The following is an 18154-nucleotide window of genomic DNA, read 5'->3' on the forward strand; positions in this document are numbered from 1 at the left end:
TGTGATCACGGCTACGGACCTGGAGGTCCGCGCTGGTGCGCGCATCCTGCTCTCACCCGACGGGCCGGCGCTGCGGGTGCAGCCCGGTGATCGGATCGGGTTGGTCGGCCGCAACGGTGCGGGCAAGACCACCACCCTGCGGATCCTGGCGGGGGAGGGCCAGCCCTACGCCGGTACGGTCACCCGCAAGGGCGAAATCGGTTATCTGCCACAGGATCCCAAAGAGGGCGATCTGGACGTGCTGGCTCGCGACCGGGTGTTGTCCGCCCGCGGTCTCGATGTGCTGCTCACCGACCTGGAAAAGCAGCAGGCGTTGATGGCCGAGGTCGCCGACGACGACGCGCGGGACCGCGCCATCCGCCGCTACGGCCAACTCGAGGAGCGCTTCGTCGCGCTCGGGGGTTACAGCGCCGAAAGCGAGGCGGGCCGCATCTGCGCGAGTCTCGGTCTGCCCGAACGAGTGCTCACCCAGCAGTTGCACACCCTGTCCGGCGGGCAACGGCGCCGGGTGGAGTTGGCGCGAATCCTGTTCGCCGCCTCCGACAGTGGCGCGGGTTCGTCCACCACGTTGCTGCTCGACGAGCCCACCAACCACCTCGACGCGGATTCGGTGGGCTGGCTACGGGACTTCCTGCGGTCGCACACCGGTGGCGTGGTGATGATCAGCCACAACGTCGACCTGATCGCCGATGTCGTCAACCGGGTGTGGTTCCTCGATGCGGTGCGCGGTGAGATGGACGTCTACAACATGGGCTGGCAGAAGTACCTCGACGCCCGCGCGACCGACGAGCAGCGTCGCCGCCGCGAGCGCGCCAACGCCGAACGCAAGGCCGCCGCGCTGCGCACCCAGGCCGCCAAGCTGGGTGCCAAGGCCACCAAAGCCGTTGCCGCGCAGAACATGTTGCGCCGCGCCGACCGGATGATGGCCTCGCTGGACGAGGAACGCGTCGCCGACAAGGTGGCCCGCATCAAATTCCCCACCCCGGCCCCGTGCGGCCGCACCCCGCTGGTGGTCAAAAGCCTGAGCAAGACCTACGGCTCCCTGGAGGTGTTCACCGGGCTCGACCTGGCCATCGACCGCGGCTCGCGGGTGGTCGTGCTCGGGCTCAACGGTGCCGGCAAGACCACGCTGCTGCGGTTGCTGGCCGGGGTGGAGACGCCCGACACCGGCGGCCTGGAACCCGGACACGGTCTGCGCATCGGCTATTTCGCGCAGGAGCACGACACCTTGGACAACGACGCGACGGTCTGGCAGAACATCCGGCACGCCGCTCCCGAATCCGGCGAGCAGGAGCTGCGCGGGCTGCTCGGTGCGTTCATGTTCAGCGGCCCGCAACTCGACCAGCCGGCGGGCACGCTGTCCGGGGGTGAGAAGACGCGGCTCGCGCTGGCCGGCCTGGTCGCATCCACCGCCAACGTGTTGCTGCTCGACGAACCGACCAACAACCTCGACCCGGCCTCACGCGAGCAGGTCCTCGACGCGCTGCGCAGCTACCAGGGCTCGGTGGTGCTGGTGACCCACGACCCCGGTGCGGCCGAAGCCCTGGACCCGCAACGCGTCCTGTTGTTGCCCGACGGCACCGAGGACTACTGGTCCGAGGACTATCGCGACCTGATCGAACTGGCCTGAGCTCCCGCTGGATCTACCGGACGGCGAGTTCGAGGCGGTTCAAGCGACGGACCAAGATGCTCGGAAGCCACTCGCCGACGTCTGCCGGCTCGATCCAGGTCGTGCGTTCCAGCAGCATCCTGAACACGATGTGCGCCTCCAGCCGCGCAAGGGCGGCGCCGACGCAGAAGTGCACTCCCTTCCCGAAGGCCACATGGCCTTTGGCGCCGGCGCGGTCGAGGCGGAACTCGTCGGGCGCTTCGAAATGTGCTGGGTCGCGGTTGGCGGCGCCCCACATCAGCAACAAGTGGGAATCGGCCGGCACCGGCACCCCGCCCAGGGTGGTGTCGCGCCACACGTGGCGATAGTGCCCGCGGAAGGGGGCCTCATACCGGAGTGCCTCTTCGATGAAGGCGTTGAGCAGGTCGGGATGCTCGCGCAACTGCTGTTGTATCGCCGGCTGTTCGGCCAGCACCCAGGCGGCGCTGCCCAGCAACGATGCGGTGGACTCGCCGGCAGCGCTGAACAGCGTGATCATGATGCCCATCGCCACCATCTGATCGACTTCGCCCGATGCGTACCGAGCCGCCAGGTCGGCGATCAGACCGGATTCGGCTGAGTTCCCGGCCTTCTCGAAATGCTCCATGACATAACCCGACAATTCGAATGCAGCCACGCCGGCTGCCTCGAGTTGAGATTGTGTGACGACTCCGTCGAGCATCGTGGTGGTGGCGAAGCCCAACCTGATCAGGTTGTCGACATCGGCGTCGGGCAGACCCAGCAGCTTGGCAACGACCATCATCGGAAGCCGGTTGGCTATCGCGCTCATCCACTCGATACGCCCGTCCCGCAGGCCCTCGACCCACAGCCGCTGGGCGACCTCGCCGGCAAATTGTTCGATGATGCGGACGCGCTTGGCAGCTAGATGTGGCAGCAGGATCTTGCGGTGAACCGCATGGATCGGATCATCGGCGGTGGCCAGAGCGTGGTGGGGGCTGCCGGCCTCCATCATCGGGAACGGGGTGATGGTCCCGTCGTCGTGGTAGACCATCGTCGCGGTGAGGTTGGAGGAAAAGTCTTCGACCCGCTGGACGGCATCAACGACCGCATCCCAGCCGCAGACCGCGTAGAACGCCGAGTCCCCGATGCGGTGCACCGGGGCCTGGGCGCGCATCCGTGCATACAGCGGATAGGGATCCTGCAAAGCCTGCGCGCCGAAGAAGTTGAGCGGCTCATCCAGCACAGGCATGCCCTCAGGTTCGTGCCAATCAGCTAACCGGTCAACACTTCCCGCTGAAGTTGATAACCGTTGCAGATTCCCACCCAGCTGCGAATCCTCAGATCGGCGACGCCATCAGCTAATTAGCGTGAGAAGATTCCAGTCAAAATTCTCATGGTGCGAAATGCCTTGCAATGACGTCGACGCCGGTGGACCATCGTCGTATGCCCCGGACGGACTGGCTGGTCGGGCGGGACCGCCACACCGAAGCTGCCGAACGGATCTACGCCGCTGCGGCCGACCTCATCGCCGACGTCGGATACGACGCATTCACCATCGAGGCCTTGGCCGCCAGGGTGCACTGCTCTCCGGCGACGATCTACCGGCACGCCGGCGGCAAAGCAACCATCCGCGATGCCGTCGTCGCCCGGCTCGGCACGAAGATCGTCGATTCCGTCCGCGGTGCCATCGAGGACCTGACCGGCCCCGACCGCGTTGTCGCCGCGACCATCGTTGCGCTCCAACGGGTGCAAGCTCAGCCCATGACTCAGCTCTTCCAGTCGATGAACATGAACTCCGGCAGCGACTGGCTCGCCAATTCGCCTGCCGTGCAAGCCTTTGCCGCTGAAATGCTCGGCCCCGACAACCCCGACCCACTGGCCGTGCAGTGGCTGATCCGGGTGTTCCTGGCGCTGTGGTGTTGGCCGTTGAAAGACCCGGAAGCTCAAATGGCATTGCTGCGGCGCTTTTTCGCAGCGTCCTTCGCCGACGACTGACGGTCCCGTGCAACAGCCGGGTAGGCGACCATGACACTGTCCCCAACGAAGATGGATCAGGCCAGATCCGGCCGCCGCACCGAATTCTCCACCAGGTCCAGCACCGCCGCCAACCGCTGCGGGTCTTCGCCCGACGCCAGCCGCGCCACCAGACCGTCCAGCACCAGGTCCAGGTAGCAGTGCAGCACGTCGGCGGGCACGTCGTCGCGAACCCGGCCGGCCTGCTTCTGCCGGTGCAACCGTTCGGTGGTCGCGGCCGCCAGCTCGGCGGACCGTTCGGCCCAGCCGCGGCTGAACTCGGGGTCGTGACGCAGCTTGCGCGCGATCTCCAGCCGAGTGGCCAGCCAGTCGAACTGCTCGGGAGCGGCCAGCATGTTGCGCATCACCTGGATCAACCCTTGGCGCGAGGCGACTTCCGCCATGCGCTGGGTGTCCTCGCGCGCGAGCGCGAAGAACAGCGCGTCCTTGTCGCGGTAGTGGTGAAAGATCGCACCACGCGACATGCCGATCTCTTTCTCCAGCCGGCGCACCGTGGCCTGGTCGTAGCCATACTCGGCGAAACAGCGGCGCGCGCCGTCCAGGATCTGACGGCGCCGCGCCTCGAGATGGTCCTCGCTGACTTTGGGCACAGGCGGGGGATGTGGTTGCGGCTAGCCAGAGTTCAGCATGTTGCGCAGTACGTACTGCAGGATGCCGCCGTTGCGGTAGTAGTCGGCTTCACCCGGGGTGTCGATGCGGACCTTGGCGTCGAACTCGATCGGGTCGCCGGTTTCCTTGCTGGCCTTGACCTTCACCGTCTTCGGCGTCTTGCCGTCGTTGAGTTCTTCGATGCCGGTGATGTCGAAGGTCTCGGTACCGTCCAGGCCCAGCGACTGCGCCGACTCCCCGTCCGGGAACTGCAGCGGAATCACGCCCATGCCAATCAGATTCGAGCGGTGGATACGTTCGAAGGACTCGGTGATCACCGCCCGCACGCCCAGCAGCCGGGTGCCCTTGGCCGCCCAGTCGCGCGACGAGCCCGACCCGTACTCCTTGCCGCCCAGCACCACCAGCGGGATGTCTTCCTTCGCGTAGTTCTGTGCCGCGTCGTAGATGAACGCCTGCGGCGCATCCTCTTTGGTGAAGTCGCGGGTGTACCCGCCGGACACGTCGTCGAGCAGCTGGTTGCGCAACCGGATGTTGGCGAAGGTGCCGCGGATCATCACCTCGTGGTTGCCGCGGCGTGAGCCGAAGGAGTTGTAGTCCTTGCGCTCGACGCCATGCTCGTCGAGGTACTCCGCGGCCGGGGTGCCCGGCTTGATGCTGCTCGCCGGCGAGATGTGGTCGGTAGTGACCGAATCACCAAGCAGCGCAAGAACTCTGGCGCCCTTGATGTCACTGACCGGCTCGGGTTCCTTCGACATCCCGTCGAAGTAGGGAGGCTTGCGCACATACGTCGAGTCCTCGTCCCATTCGAAGGTGTTGCCGCTGGGCGTCGGCAGGTTCTGCCAGCGCTCGTCGCCCTTGAACACGTCGGCGTAGTTCTTGGTGAACATCTCCTGGCTGATGGCCGAGGCGATGGTGTCCGACACATCCTTCTGCGACGGCCAGATGTCCTTGAGGAAGACATCGTTGCCGTCCTTGTCCTGGCCCAGGGGGTCCTCGTCGAAGTCGAAGTCCATCGACCCCGCCAGCGCATAGGCGACCACCAGCGGCGGCGACGCCAGGTAGTTCATCTTCACGTCCGGGTTGATGCGGCCCTCGAAGTTGCGGTTACCGGACAGCACGGCCGCGACGGCAAGGTCGTTGTCGTTGACCGCCTTCGAGATGTCCTCGGGCAGCGGCCCGGAGTTGCCGATGCAGGTGGTGCAGCCGTAGCCGACCAGGTAGAAGCCCAGCTTCTCCAGGTACGGCCACAATCCCGCCTTGTCGTAGTAGTCGTTGACCACCTGCGAGCCCGGCGCCATCGTGGTCTTCACCCACGGCTTGGAGGTCAGCCCCTTCTCGACGGCGTTACGTGCCAGCAGCGCCGCGCCCAGCATCACTTCGGGATTGGAGGTGTTGGTGCACGACGTGACCGCCGCGATCACCACCGCGCCGTGGTCCAGCACGAACTCGCCGTATTCGTCGGACTTCACCTCGACGGGGTTGCTGACCCGACCCTTGGCATGCACTGCGGCCGAATGGACCTTGGGAGCGTCGTCGGCGTGGCCGTTGTCCGGCGAACCGGGATCGCTGGCCGGGAACGACTCGTCCACCGTCTCATCCAGTTTCGAATAACCCTGCTTGTCGTCGGAGCCGTCTTCGACGTAGCTGGTGATGTGCTTGCGGAAGGTCGACTTGGCTTCCGACAACGCAATTCGGTCCTGCGGGCGCTTCGGGCCGGCGATCGACGGCACCACCTCGGACAGGTCGAGTTCCAGGTACTCGGAGAAGTTCGGTTCGTGGTCGGGATCGTGCCACAGCCCTTGCTCTTTGGCGTAGGCCTCGACCAGCGCCAGCTGCTCTTCGCTGCGCCCGGTGAACTTCAGGTAGGAGATGGTCTCTTCGTCGATCGGGAAAATCGCTGCGGTGGAACCGAATTCGGGGCTCATGTTGCCCAGCGTGGCGCGGTTGGCCAACGGCACTTCGGCGACACCGTTGCCGTAGAACTCGACGAACTTACCGACGACGCCGTGCTTGCGCAGCATTTCGGTGACGGTCAGCACCACGTCGGTGGCCGTGACGGCCGGCTGGATCTCGCCGGTCAGCTTGAAGCCGACGACGCGGGGGATCAGCATCGACACCGGCTGACCGAGCATCGCGGCCTCGGCCTCGATGCCGCCCACGCCCCAGCCGAGCACCCCGAGGCCGTTGACCATCGTGGTGTGGGAGTCGGTGCCCACGCAGGTGTCCGGGTAGGCGACTGTCTTACCCGCGCCGTTGGCGCGGGTCATAACGACACTGGCCAGGTATTCGATGTTGACCTGGTGCACGATGCCGGTGCCGGGCGGCACCACCTTGAAGTCGTCGAACGCACCTTGCCCCCAGCGCAGGAACTGGTAGCGCTCGCCGTTGCGTTCGTACTCGATCTCGACGTTGCGCTCGAAGGCGTCGGCGGTGCCGAACAGGTCGGCGATCACCGAGTGGTCGATCACCAGATCGGCCGGCGCCAGCGGGTTGACCTTCTCGGCGTCGCCGCCCAGGTCGCCGATCGCCTCGCGCATGGTGGCCAGGTCGACGATGCAGGGCACCCCGGTGAAGTCCTGCATCACCACCCGGGCGGGGGTGTACTGGATTTCGATGCTGGGTTCCGCCTCGGGATCCCAGTTCGCGATCGCCTCGATGTGCTCCTTGGTGATGTTGCTGCCGTCTTCGTTGCGGAGCAGGTTCTCGGCGAGCACCTTGAGGCTGTAGGGGAGTTTCTTGGTCTCAGGGACGGCATCGAGACGGTAGATCTCGTATTCTTTGTCGCCGACCTTGAGGGTGTCGCGGGCTTCGAACGAGTTCACCGAACCTTTGCTAGTCACATCAACTCCCGAGGATTAAGTTCTTCCCGCCGACGGGCCGTGTCGGCGGGGGCGGTGCAACTTTAACAGTACGCTTGTCCTGCATTAGATTGCCACCCGCTCTTGCCCAGTCTTGTCGCATCGCGCGCTCCTGGGAAGGTCGGGTCTCACCCCCGGCCGCACCGGGCGTCGCACGGCCGAGCGTCGCACCGCCGAGCGTCGCACCGCCGAGCGTCGCACCGCCGGGCGTCACACCGCCGAGCGTCACACTAGAGTGATTGCGGTCGCCGAGCGTCACGCCAGCGTGGCACCTGGGGTCACGGCGGGACCCTGCGGTCGCCGAGCGTCACGTCAGCGTGGCAGTCGGCGTCGAACGTCACGCCAGCGTGACAACCTGGGGTGACGGCGAGACCCTGCGGTCGCCGAGCGTCACGCCAGCGTGGCAGTCGGCGTCGAACGTCACGCCAGCGTGACAAACCTGGGGTGACGCCCAGACACCCGGCGCCTGCGGGACACCCGGGTCGAAGAGATGACGACGGAGGAAGTACGCGATGACCGAACTGCCGTTGCCGCAGACGATCCCGTTTCTGCCCGCATACATCCCGCAGGACGTCGACATCAACGCGATCAAGGCCGAGGTGCACGCGGACGGCGTCGCGGCGCCCCCGGGACCCGAGCCGGGTCTGCTCGACATCGTCAACCATGCCCGCAGCGAAGGCATCACGCTCAAGATCGTGCTGCTCGACCACAACCCGCCCAACGACACCCCGCTGCGCGATATCGCGACCGTCGTCGGCGCCGACTACCCGGACTCCACCGTCCTGGTGCTCAGCCCCAGCTACGTCGGCAGCTACAGCTCGCACTTCCCGCGCGTCACGCTGGAAGCCGGGGAAGACCATTCCAAAACCGGCAATCCGGTGCAGTCTGCGCAGAATTTTCTCAACGAGCTCAATACCCCAGAGTTCCCCTGGACTGGCCTCACCATCGCTTTGCTGATCGGGGTGTTTGCCGCGGCTGCGGGCACCCGACTGATGCAGCGTCGCAATCGCCGACCAGCAACGTCGCCGACTCGGCCCGAGGTGGCTTCCAGCGCCGACGCGTAGGGCATCCAAGCAGGTGGCGACCCTGCGTTGCAGCGCCTGCAGGCTCTGATCCTTCCTGGTTGGCAAACCCTCCAGGTCACTGTTGGGTCACAGTAAACGCACTTCCTGAGTGCAATTTGTGACTTGCGTTTCTTTAGCGGCAAGTGTGACGTACGGTGCGAATGATGCTGATGTTGTTTATGGCGCGTTCTGCGAAAACCGGCGCCGTCCGTCCGATTTAAGCCGTAGGAGATCCAAGTCGAATGAGACGGACACGCCCTGGCTCTGCCTCTCAAACCGCCGCCCGGCTGGTGCGCCCAGCCGTTCCGGCGGTATTGAGCGTGGCGCTGTTGCTGGGCACCCCCGAACTTGCCCACGCCGAGCCTGCCGCGGACAGCATCGCGGTGCTGATTGCCAACGTCGCCCGGGCCAACCAGCGCCTCGAAGACCTGAGCGCCACCGTCGAAATCGAGCAGGAGAGCGTCAACAAAGCCCTCGTCGCCGTCGAGGACGCCCGCGAACAGGCCGAGGTCGCCGGTCGCGAACTCGAAGCCAGCCAGCAGGCCGTCAAGGACGCCGGTGCGGCCATCACCGCAGCCCAGCGCCGGTTCAACGTCTTCGCGGTCGCGACGTACATGAACGGCCCCGACGGCGGCTACCTGTCCGCCCACAGTCCCGACGAGATGATCGCCGCCGCCGGTGCCGCCCGCACCATGGCCGCCAGTGCGCAGGCCGTGCTGACCCGGTTGCAACGCGCCCGCACCGAGCAGGTGAACAAGGAATCAGTGGCGCGGTTGGCCAAGCAGAAGGCCGACCGGGCCGCTGTCGACGCCAAGGCCAGCCAGGACGCCGCGGCCCACGCGCTGGAGGACACCCGGCGCAAGTTCGACCAGCAACGCGAAGAAGTCAATCGCCTGGCAGCCGAGCGTGAAGAAGCCGAAAACAAGCTGCAGCAGGCCCGATTCGTCGCGTGGACGCAGTCGGGCGGCCAGGGCACCCCGCCGAACATGTGGGACACCGCCGGCGGCACCGGCGGTGGCCGTCGCTGGGACGGCTGGGACCCCTCGCTGCCGCAGGTGCCCAGCGCCAACGTGCCCGGGGACCCGATCGCGGTGGTCAACCAGGTGCTCGGCTACTCGGCGACCTCGGCGCAGGTCACCGCCACCATGGGCAAGCAATTCCTGCAGGGGCTGGGCATCCTCAAGCCCGACGACACGGGCATCACCAACGCGCCGACCGGTGCGACGTCGGGGCGCATCCCGCGGGTGTACGGACGGCAGGCCTCCGAGTACGTGATCCGTCGCGGCCTGTCCCAGATCGGCGTGCCGTACTCCTGGGGCGGTGGCAACGCGGCCGGACCCAGCCACGGCATCGACTCCGGCGCCAACATCACCGGCTTCGACTGTTCCGGACTGGTGCTCTACTCGTTCGCCGGCGTGGGCATCAAGCTGCCGCACTACTCGGGTTCGCAGTACAACATGGGCCGCAAGATCCCGACCTCCCAGATGCGCCGCGGCGACGTCATCTTCTACGGCCCCGGCGGCAGCCAGCACGTCACCATCTACCTCGGCAACGGCCAGATGCTCGAGGCGCCCGACATCGGTTTGAAGGTGCGAACTGCGCCGGTACGCACCAGCGGCATGACGCCGTTCGTGATCCGCTACATCGAGTATTAACGAGGACTCATGCGCCACAAGCGAATTCATCTGCCCCTAGCCCGGCTCCTGCCCCTGATCCTGGGGTTGGTCGCCGGGCTGGTGGTCGCTGTGGCGCCCCCCGCCGCCGCCGACGGGGAGTGGGATCCCACCCTGCCCGCCGCGGTGAGCGCCGGCGCCCCGGGCGACCCGCTGGCGGTTGCCAACGCCTCGCTGCAGGCCACCGCACAGGCCACCCAGACCACGCTCAACCTCGGCCAGCAGTTCCTCAGCGGCCTCGGCATCAACCTCGGCGGTACGCCGGCGGCCGCCAACACCAGCGGCAGCCGGATTCCGCGGGCGAACGGCCGGGAGGCCATCGAGCACGTGATCCGCCGTGCCGGATCCCAGATGGGCGTGCCGTATTCGTGGGGCGGTGGCTCGCTGGAAGGCCCCAGTAAAGGAGTGGACTCCGGTGCGGGCATCAACGGCTTCGACTGCTCGGGTCTGATGCGGTACGCGTTTGCCGGCGTCGGTGTGTTGATCCCGCGGTTCTCCGGGGACCAGTACAACGCCGGGCGCCACATCCCGCAGAACGAGGCCCGGCGCGGCGACCTCATCTTCTATGGCCCCAACGGCAACCAGCACGTCACGATGTATCTGGGCAACGGACAGATGTTGGAGGCTTCCAGCCTGGCCGGCAAAGTCACGATCAGCCCGGTGCGCAAGCCCGGCATGACTCCGTATCTGACTAGGATCATCGAGTACTGAGCCGAAGAGCCGGGGGGCGTACCAGGGGTGGTGCCGGCCCGTCAGCGAAGCCGGTGACGTCGACGGATTCCAGGACGCCTGGAATAGTTGAACGCGGGCACGTCGCTGCCCCGCGATATTGGTCGTGACGGCAGTCGTGTCCGAAAAGAGCTGTGGAGGGTTATTGATGACAACAGCAGGTGGCGGTTACCCGGGCCAGGGTGCACATTCTGGTCCCGCACTCGCCAAGGAGGCGCCGTCGGGCGGCGCTGATGGGCTGGCCGCCGAAGTGCACACCCTCGAGCGGGCCATCTTCGAGGTCAAGCGGATCATCGTGGGCCAGGACCAGCTCGTCGAGCGGATGCTGGTCGGTCTGCTCGCCAAGGGGCACGTACTGCTGGAAGGTGTACCCGGCGTTGCCAAGACGCTGGCCGTGGAGACCTTCGCCCGCGTCGTCGGCGGGACATTCGCCCGCATCCAGTTCACCCCGGACCTGGTGCCCACCGACATCGTCGGTACCCGCATCTACCGGCAGGGCAAGGAGGAGTTCGACACCGAGCTCGGCCCGGTGGTGGTGAACTTCCTGCTCGCCGACGAGATCAACCGTGCCCCGGCAAAGGTCCAGTCCGCACTGCTCGAGGTGATGGCCGAACGTCACGTGTCCATCGGCGGCAAGACTTTCCCGCTGCCCAATCCGTTCCTGGTGATGGCCACCCAGAACCCGATCGAGCAGGAGGGCGTCTACCCGCTGCCCGAGGCGCAGCGCGACCGCTTCCTATTCAAGATCAACGTCGGTTACCCGACGCCCGAAGAGGAACGCGAGATCATCTACCGGATGGGTGTCACCCCGCCGCAACCCAAGCAGATCCTCGACACCGGTGACCTGCTGCGCCTGCAGAACGTCGCGGCCAACAGCTTCGTCCACCACGCGCTGGTCGACTATGTGGTCCGCGTGGTGATGGCCACCCGCCAACCCGAGCAGCTGGGCATGAACGACGTCAAGACCTGGATCGCGTTCGGCGCCTCACCGCGCGCCTCGCTGGGCATCATCGCCGCGTCGCGGGCCCTCGGGCTGGTGCGCGGGCGCGACTACGTGATTCCCCAGGACATCATCGACGTCATTCCCGACGTGTTGCGCCACCGCCTGGTGCTCACCTACGACGCGCTGGCCGACGAGATCACCGCGGAGACCGTGATCAACCGGGTGCTGCAGACGGTCGCCCTACCGCAGGTGAATGCCGTTCCGCAGCAAGGGCATTCGGTGGGACCGGTGATGCAGGGCGCCACTGTGGCGGCTGGCGGTCGGTGACCGACTCGAAACCCGCCGCGGCTAAGCCCGCGGTGCGTCATCCGCCTTCGATGATGCGTGGCACCATCGACGACCCGAAGTTGTCGGCGGCGCTGCGCACCCTCGAGCTGACCGTGAGCCGCAAACTCGACGGCATCCTGCACGGCGATCACCTGGGCCTGATCCCGGGGCCGGGCAGCGAGCCGGGGGAGTCGCGGATCTACCAGCCCGGTGACGACGTACGCCGGATGGACTGGGCGGTCACCGCGCGCACCACCCACCCGCACGTGCGGCAGATGATCGCCGACCGCGAACTGGAGACGTGGCTGGTGATCGACATGTCGGCCAGTCTGGACTTCGGCACGTCGGTCTGCGAGAAGCGCGACCTGGCGGTGGCTGCCTCGGCGGCCATCTGTTACCTCAATGTGGGCGGTGGAAACCGGATCGGGGCGCTGGTGTCCAACGGCACCGACACCATCCGGGTGCCGGCGCGCTCTGGTCGCGAGCACGTGCAGACCCTGTTGCGCACCATCGCGACCACGCCGAAGGCGCCGGTCGGGGTGCGTGGAGACCTGGCCGCCACCATCGACGCCCTGCGCCGGCCGGAACGGCGCCGCGGCATGGCGGTGATCATCAGCGACTTCCTGGGTCCGATCAACTGGATGCGACCGCTGCGTGCGATCGCGGCCCGGCACGAGGTGCTGGCCGTCGAAGTGCTCGATCCGCGTGACGTCGAATTGCCCGACATCGGCGACGTGGTCCTGCAGGACGCGGAGTCCGGGGCGGTTCGCGAATTCACCATCGACAGCCAGCTGCAATCCGACTTCTCCCGGGCCGCATCGTCACATCGCGCCGACGTGGCCCGCACGATCCGCGGTTGCGGCGCATCGGTGATGACGCTGCGCACCGACCGCGACTGGATCGCCGACATCGTTCGTTTCGTGTCCAATCGCCGACGCGGGGCTGTGGCGGGGCGCCGGTGAACCACACCCATCCCGCGACGGCCACATATTCCACGACGGGTTTGTTATGAGATTGCCCCTGCTCGGGCCGATGAGCCTGTCCGGCTTCGAACACTCCTGGTTCTTCCTGTTCCTGCTGGCCGTGGTCGGCCTGGTTGCGTTGTACGTGCTGTTGCAGCTGGCGCGGCAGCGGCGCATGTTGCGGTTCGCCAACATGGAGTTGCTGGAAAGCGTTGCGCCCAAACGGCCTTCGAAGTGGCGGCACGTCCCGGCGATCCTGCTGGTGTGTGCCCTGGTGTTGCTGACCATCGCGATGGCCGGGCCCACCAACGACGTCCGTATCCCGCGTAACCGCGCGGTGGTGATGCTGGTGATCGACGTGTCGCAGTCGATGCGCGCCACCGACGTCGAACCCAACCGGATGGTCGCCGCGCAGGAGGCCGCCAAGCAGTTCGCCGACGAGCTGACCCCCGGCATCAACCTCGGTCTGATCGCCTACGCGGGTACCGCCACGGTGCTGGTGTCGCCGACCACCAACCGGGACGCCACCAAGGCCGCGCTGGACAAGTTGCAGTTCGCCGACCGCACCGCCACCGGGGAGGCGATCTTCACCGCCCTGCAGGCCATCGCCACCGTCGGCGCGGTGATCGGCGGCGGGGACACGCCCCCGCCGGCCCGCGTGGTGTTGTTCTCCGACGGCAAAGAGACGATGCCGACCAATCCGGACAACCCCAAGGGGGCCTTCACCGCGGCGCGCACCGCCAAGGACCAGGGCGTGCCGATCTCCACGATTTCCTTCGGCACCCCCTACGGCTTCGTCGAGATCAACGACCAGCGCCAGCCGGTGCCCGTCGACGACGCGACGCTGAAGAAAGTCGCCCAGCTCTCCGGCGGCAACTCCTACAACGCCGCCACGCTGGCCGAATTGAAGGCGGTCTACGCCTCGCTGCAGCAGCAGATCGGCTACGAGACCATCAAGGGCGACGCCAGTGTGGGCTGGTTGCGGCTGGGCGCGCTGGTCCTGACGTTGGCCGCGTTGGCGGCGCTGCTGATCAACCGACGGCTGCCTACTTGAGCTTCAGTTCAACGCGATGACCGCCGACGGCGGGTACGACGCCGGGATCGGGTTGATGTTCTGCACGATCGGCGAGCCCGGTGGCGGCGGCAACACCCGGCTCAGCGTGAAGCGCGCGCCGTCGGCCAATTCCTGACGGGTGCACATGAACTCCTCGGTGGTCCGCAGCCGCCAGCGGTCCTGACCCAGACAGGCGCGGTTGCCGTCGCGGGTGACGGCAAGCGCCATCGCCAGTGCGTCGGCCCACGATTCGTCGGTTCGGGTCTCCAGCACCACCGGGCGGCCGTGCGCGTGGGCGGCGATATAGCTGAGCGCTGCCGGCACCCCGGCCAGTTCGTCACGGTCCCGCCGCAATGCGGGCGTGTTGAGCGCGAGCGTCACCCCGACCGTCAGGCCCAGGGCCGCCGCGGCGACCGGCAGTCGGCGTACCCAGCCCTGGTCGCGGGCCGTGGCCAGCAGCACCAGCGCCACCGCGCCCAGCATCAGCAGCGCCAGCGGCAGCGCGTAGGAGAAGATGCCGATGTAGGACGCGAAGAGTTGGTCCACCCCGTACCAGCAGTACAGGCCGAACAGCGCGGTGGCCACGGCGGTCACCCGCAGCAGCTGACGGCAGAAGTCGTGCGGGGTGCCGTCGGGCAGCGTGGCGAGCGCACGGACCAGCAGGACGTTCCCGACGAACAAGACGACCAGGATCACCGCGCCGGCCGCCGGGTTCGGCCCCCAGAACTGCACCAGGAACCGCGCCGTGTCGAGCAGCGGGTTCGGCGCCCGGTGGCCGTAGGAGATGTACTTCGCGATCTCCCCGGGCCAGTGCAGCATCTCGTTGAGCACGATGGGCAGCAGGAACACCACCAGCACGACCGCGGCGATCAGCAGGTCGCGGCGGTGTGCGAGCAGGTTGCGCCGCTGCGGGAGCAGCGCCGCCAGGGCCAGCAGCGGGACCAGTGCCAGGAACTCGGCGTGCCCGTGCACCAGCAACCCGCCGGCGAGCACCATGATCCACAGGTGGCGCAGCCGGCCGGCCGCGACCGAGGCGACCGCGAACAGATACAGCAGGAAAGGCGCGAAGCAGGCGTGCGGGATCCAGGTCGAGCAGACCAGCTGGGTGTGCTTGGCCAGGAAGATCAGCAGGACACCGAACGCGGTGAGCACCGCGGGCACCGAACGCACCCAGGTGTAGAGGATGGTCAGCGCCAGCCCGAGCAGCGTCGCATTGAGCGCCATGATCGTCATCGCCTGCCCGTTGTAAGGCGCCGGAACCAGGTGAGTCACGTCGTGCAGCAGCCACTCGCCGAAGGCCTGCAGGTAGAAGTAGGCCGGGCCGGGGTGATGGAAGCCGACCCGGGAATAGTGCCCGGTCAACAGGTCGAAGTGCTTGGCCTGGATGGTCAGCATCGAATTCGACGCGGGATCGCCGGCCTCGTAGATGGCCTGGGTGAACAGGTCGGTATTGCGCAGCAGCAGCAGGATGAACAAAGCGCCGCCGCAAGCGGCGAAGATCGCTCGGGCGGGCGGGGTCCGGGAACGGGTCGACGGGTCGGCCATGCGGCCCTGATCCTATGCAGCCGCGTGGCCGCCAGGGTTTGTCGGGGGCACCGGGTTTCGGGCCGACCGCGGTGAGGCGATAGGTTGACGGGGTGACTGGTGCAGCCACTGAAATTGCCTTCGAACCTCCGGCCGACGGCGGCAAACCGCCGTTCGTGTCGCGATCAGTCCTGGTCACCGGCGGAAACCGGGGTATCGGACTGGCCATCGCCCAGCGGCTGGCCGCCGACGGGCACAAAGTGGCCGTCACCCACCGCGGCTCCGGTGCGCCCGAGGGGCTGTTCGGCGTCGAGTGCGACGTCACCGACAACGCCGCCGTGGATCGTGCCTTCACCGAGGTCGAGCAGCATCAGGGGGCGGTCGAGGTGCTGGTGTCCAACGCCGGCATCTCCGCGGACGCCTTCCTGATCCGGATGACCGAGGAGCGGTTCCAGAAGGTCATCGACGCCAATCTCACCGGCGCGTTCCGGGTGACCCAGCGGGCCTCGCGCAGTATGCAGAAGAAGCGCTTCGGCCGGATCATCTACGTGGGCTCGGTCTCCGGCAGCTGGGGGATCGGCAACCAGGCCAACTACGCGGCCTCCAAGGCCGGCCTGATCGGCATGGCCCGCTCGATCTCCCGGGAACTGTCCAAGGCCGGGGTGACGGCGAACGTGGTGGCTCCCGGGTACATCGACACCGAGATGACCCGCGCGCTGGACGAACGGATTCAGGCCGGGGCGCTGGATTTCATCCCCGCCAAGCGGGTCGGTACCGCCGAGGAGGTGGCCGGAGTGGTCAGCTTCCTGGCGTCCGAGGACGCGAGTTACATCGCCGGCGCGGTCATCCCGGTCGACGGCGGCATGGGCATGGGCCACTAGGTAAAGGACGGACATGGCAGGCTTGCTCGACGGCAAACGGATCCTGGTCTCCGGGATCATCACCGACTCATCGATCGCGTTCCACATCGCCCGGGTCGCTCAGGAGCAGGGCGCTCAGCTGGTGCTGACCGGGTTCGACCGGCTGCGGCTGATCCAGCGCATCGCCGACCGGCTGCCGGAGAAGGCGCCGCTGATCGAACTCGACGTGCAGAACGAGGAGCATCTGGCCAGACTGGCCGAGCGGGTCAAAGCCGAGATCGGCGAGGACAACAACCTCGACGGCGTGGTGCACTCCATCGGGTTCATGCCGCAGACCGGGATGGGCATCAACCCGTTCTTCGACGCACCCTACGAGGACGTGTCCAAAGGCATTCACATTTCGGCGTATTCGTACGCGTCATTGGCAAAGGCGTTGCTGCCGATCATGAATCGCGGTGGCTGCATCGTCGGGATGGACTTCGACCCCACCCGGGCGATGCCGGCCTACAACTGGATGACGGTTGCCAAGAGCGCTCTGGAATCGGTCAACCGGTTCGTCGCGCGCGAGGCCGGCAAGGTCGGCGTCCGCTCGAATCTTGTTGCGGCCGGGCCGATTCGGACGTTGGCGATGAGCGCGATCGTGGGTGGCGCGCTCGGCGAGGAAGCCGGCGCACAGATGAAGCTGCTCGAGGACGGCTGGGACCAGCGCGCCCCGATCGGTTGGAACATGAAGGACCCGACGCCGGTCGCCAAGACGGTGTGCGCTCTGCTCTCCGACTGGCTGCCGGCCACGACGGGTGACATCATCTACGCCGACGGCGGCGCCCACACGCAGCTGTTGTAATGGATTTCGACGCGCTCCTGCTGCTGTCCTTTGGTGGTCCGGAAGGGCCGGAGCAGGTGCGGCCGTTCCTGGAGAACGTCACCCGGGGACGCAACGTGCCCCCGGAGCGGCTCGACGACGTCGCCGAGCACTACCTGCATTTCGGCGGGGTCTCACCGATCAACGGAATCAACCGGGCGCTGATCGCCGAGTTGCAGGACCAGCAGGGTCTGCCGGTCTACTTCGGCAACCGCAACTGGCAGCCCTACGTGGAAGACACCGTTGCGACGATGCGCGACAACGGGATTCGCCGGGCGGCGGTATTCACCACCTCGGCGTGGAGTGGCTACTCCAGTTGTACGCAGTACGTCGAGGACATCGCCCGGGCCCGGGCGGCGGCCGGGCCGGATGCGCCCGAACTCGTCAAATTGCGAACGTACTTCGACCATCCGCTGTTCGTGGAGATGTTCGCCGAGGCGGTCGCTGCCGCAGCCGGCACCGTGCCCGACGATGCACGGTTGATCTTCACCGCGCACTCCATTCCGATCGCCGCCGATCAACGCTGCGGTCCGAATCTGTACAGCCGCCAAGTGGCTTACGCCGCACGGTTGGTGGCGTCGGCGGCGGGGTACCGCGACTTCGACGTGGTGTGGCAGTCGCGGTCCGGGCCGCCGCAGGTGCCGTGGCTGGAGCCCGACGTCGGCGACCATCTGGCATCGTTGGCGGACAAGGCCGTAATCGTCTGTCCCATCGGCTTTGTCGCCGACCACATCGAAGTGGTCTGGGATCTGGACCACGAGTTACGGCTGCAGGCTGCAGATCTCGGCGTTGCATTCGCCCGCGCCGCCACCTTCAACGCCGACGCCCGGTTCGCCCGGCTGGCCATCGATCTGATTGACGAACTGCGCGACGGCCGCGCGCCGGCACGGGTGTCCGGCTCCCGTCCGGTGCCCGGTTGTCTCGCCAGTGCCAACGGCCAGGCATGCCTGCCGCCGCACTGTGCCCGCGAAATCGCGTAGGGCAGGTTCGGCTGCCGCGCCCCAAGCCGCTTTGGCGGCGGTGACTCCGTTGCCCTGAGCAATCGC

15 protein-coding genes are annotated in these 18154 nt (G+C 67.0%); 11 read left to right on the top strand and 4 right to left on the bottom strand.

Annotated features, from left to right (window positions below; all coding sequences use genetic code 11):
• Window position 1: 1 nt before the first annotated feature.
• The gene (locus AC5Y3Z_RS05625; RefSeq protein WP_473139596.1) at window positions 2-1630 is read left to right on the top strand and encodes an ABC-F family ATP-binding cassette domain-containing protein; all 1629 of its coding nucleotides are present in this window, start codon (window positions 2-4) and stop codon (window positions 1628-1630) included.
• 13 nt (window positions 1631-1643) lie between these two features.
• Here the strand turns inward: AC5Y3Z_RS05625 and AC5Y3Z_RS05630 are convergent, their stop codons facing one another.
• A complete protein-coding gene (locus tag AC5Y3Z_RS05630; RefSeq protein ID WP_473139597.1) occupies window positions 1644-2858 on the bottom strand; it encodes a cytochrome P450 in 1215 nt (404 codons plus the stop codon).
• Between the two features lie 194 nt (window positions 2859-3052).
• On the opposite strand from AC5Y3Z_RS05630, the gene AC5Y3Z_RS05635 reads away from it, so the two are divergent.
• Window positions 3053-3604 (top strand): TetR/AcrR family transcriptional regulator, encoded by a 552-nt coding sequence (locus AC5Y3Z_RS05635; RefSeq protein WP_473139598.1) that lies wholly within the window; start codon window positions 3053-3055, stop codon window positions 3602-3604.
• Between the two features lie 56 nt (window positions 3605-3660).
• On the opposite strand, the gene AC5Y3Z_RS05640 is transcribed toward AC5Y3Z_RS05635, so the two are convergent.
• Both AC5Y3Z_RS05640 and AC5Y3Z_RS05645 read right to left on the bottom strand, forming a co-directional pair.
• Window positions 3661-4233, bottom strand: coding sequence for a TetR/AcrR family transcriptional regulator (locus AC5Y3Z_RS05640; RefSeq protein WP_463825085.1), 573 nt, complete (start codon window positions 4231-4233; stop codon window positions 3661-3663).
• A 21-nt stretch (window positions 4234-4254) separates the two neighbouring features.
• The gene (locus AC5Y3Z_RS05645) at window positions 4255-7092 is read right to left on the bottom strand and encodes an aconitate hydratase (protein WP_473139599.1); all 2838 of its coding nucleotides are present in this window, start codon (window positions 7090-7092) and stop codon (window positions 4255-4257) included.
• 530 nt (window positions 7093-7622) lie between these two features.
• On the opposite strand from AC5Y3Z_RS05645, the gene AC5Y3Z_RS05650 reads away from it, so the two are divergent.
• The 6 genes from AC5Y3Z_RS05650 to AC5Y3Z_RS05675 all read left to right on the top strand — a co-directional run bounded on the left by AC5Y3Z_RS05650 (window position 7623) and on the right by AC5Y3Z_RS05675 (window position 13862).
• Entirely contained in the window at window positions 7623-8174 is a 552-nt protein-coding gene (locus AC5Y3Z_RS05650; RefSeq protein ID WP_473139600.1) for an Rv1476 family membrane protein, read from the top strand.
• Window positions 8175-8416: 242 nt separating this feature from the next.
• Window positions 8417-9829: an NlpC/P60 family peptidoglycan endopeptidase RipA gene (gene ripA, locus AC5Y3Z_RS05655; protein WP_473139601.1), complete on the top strand. Its 1413-nt coding sequence runs from the start codon at window positions 8417-8419 to the stop codon at window positions 9827-9829.
• A 9-nt stretch (window positions 9830-9838) separates the two neighbouring features.
• Window positions 9839-10558: an NlpC/P60 family peptidoglycan endopeptidase RipB gene (gene ripB, locus AC5Y3Z_RS05660; protein WP_463825089.1), complete on the top strand. Its 720-nt coding sequence runs from the start codon at window positions 9839-9841 to the stop codon at window positions 10556-10558.
• Between the two features lie 166 nt (window positions 10559-10724).
• Complete coding sequence (gene moxR1, locus AC5Y3Z_RS05665) at window positions 10725-11846, top strand: chaperone MoxR1 (protein WP_463825090.1); 1122 nt, start codon at window positions 10725-10727, stop codon at window positions 11844-11846.
• A gap of 50 nt (window positions 11847-11896) precedes the next feature.
• Window positions 11897-12808: a DUF58 domain-containing protein gene (locus AC5Y3Z_RS05670; RefSeq protein ID WP_463825451.1), complete on the top strand. Its 912-nt coding sequence runs from the start codon at window positions 11897-11899 to the stop codon at window positions 12806-12808.
• Between the two features lie 46 nt (window positions 12809-12854).
• On the top strand, window positions 12855-13862 hold the full coding sequence (locus AC5Y3Z_RS05675; RefSeq protein ID WP_463825091.1) for a VWA domain-containing protein: 1008 nt from the start codon (window positions 12855-12857) through the stop codon (window positions 13860-13862).
• Between the two features lie 3 nt (window positions 13863-13865).
• Here AC5Y3Z_RS05675 and AC5Y3Z_RS05680 read toward each other — a convergent pair whose 3' ends face one another.
• Window positions 13866-15407: a hypothetical protein gene (locus AC5Y3Z_RS05680; RefSeq protein WP_473139602.1), complete on the bottom strand. Its 1542-nt coding sequence runs from the start codon at window positions 15405-15407 to the stop codon at window positions 13866-13868.
• Window positions 15408-15499: 92 nt separating this feature from the next.
• On the opposite strand from AC5Y3Z_RS05680, the gene fabG1 reads away from it, so the two are divergent.
• The 3 genes from fabG1 to AC5Y3Z_RS05695 are packed head-to-tail and all read left to right on the top strand — an operon-like array spanning window position 15500 to window position 18088.
• Window positions 15500-16267 carry a 3-oxoacyl-ACP reductase FabG1 gene (gene fabG1, locus AC5Y3Z_RS05685; protein WP_463825093.1) on the top strand — a complete coding sequence of 256 codons (768 nt, stop codon included), beginning with the start codon at window positions 15500-15502 and terminating at the stop codon, window positions 16265-16267.
• A 13-nt stretch (window positions 16268-16280) separates the two neighbouring features.
• Window positions 16281-17090 (top strand): NADH-dependent enoyl-ACP reductase InhA, encoded by an 810-nt coding sequence (gene inhA / locus AC5Y3Z_RS05690; protein WP_473139603.1) that lies wholly within the window; start codon window positions 16281-16283, stop codon window positions 17088-17090.
• A complete protein-coding gene (locus AC5Y3Z_RS05695; protein WP_463825095.1) occupies window positions 17090-18088 on the top strand; it encodes a ferrochelatase in 999 nt (332 codons plus the stop codon). The genes inhA and AC5Y3Z_RS05695 overlap by 1 nt, the downstream gene beginning before the upstream one ends.
• The last annotated feature ends 66 nt before the right edge of the window (window positions 18089-18154 follow it).

It is taken from the genome of Mycobacterium sp. NGS61, from assembly GCF_059812325.1.

Bases quoted from the DNA above. Each gene is read 5' to 3' on its own strand.
- AC5Y3Z_RS05630 (WP_473139597.1), bottom strand. From the start codon at position 2,858: ATGCCTGTGCTGGATGAGCCGCTCAACTTCTTCGGCGCGCAGGCTTTG.
- AC5Y3Z_RS05635 (WP_473139598.1), top strand. From the start codon at position 3,053: ATGCCCCGGACGGACTGGCTGGTCGGGCGGGACCGCCACACCGAAGCT.
- AC5Y3Z_RS05650 (WP_473139600.1), top strand. From the start codon at position 7,623: ATGACCGAACTGCCGTTGCCGCAGACGATCCCGTTTCTGCCCGCATAC.
- ripA (WP_473139601.1), top strand. From the start codon at position 8,417: ATGAGACGGACACGCCCTGGCTCTGCCTCTCAAACCGCCGCCCGGCTG.
- ripB (WP_463825089.1), top strand. From the start codon at position 9,839: ATGCGCCACAAGCGAATTCATCTGCCCCTAGCCCGGCTCCTGCCCCTG.
- moxR1 (WP_463825090.1), top strand. From the start codon at position 10,725: ATGACAACAGCAGGTGGCGGTTACCCGGGCCAGGGTGCACATTCTGGT.
- AC5Y3Z_RS05670 (WP_463825451.1), top strand. From the start codon at position 11,897: ATGATGCGTGGCACCATCGACGACCCGAAGTTGTCGGCGGCGCTGCGC.
- AC5Y3Z_RS05675 (WP_463825091.1), top strand. From the start codon at position 12,855: ATGAGATTGCCCCTGCTCGGGCCGATGAGCCTGTCCGGCTTCGAACAC.
- AC5Y3Z_RS05680 (WP_473139602.1), bottom strand. From the start codon at position 15,407: ATGGCCGACCCGTCGACCCGTTCCCGGACCCCGCCCGCCCGAGCGATC.
- inhA (WP_473139603.1), top strand. From the start codon at position 16,281: ATGGCAGGCTTGCTCGACGGCAAACGGATCCTGGTCTCCGGGATCATC.
- AC5Y3Z_RS05695 (WP_463825095.1), top strand. From the start codon at position 17,090: ATGGATTTCGACGCGCTCCTGCTGCTGTCCTTTGGTGGTCCGGAAGGG.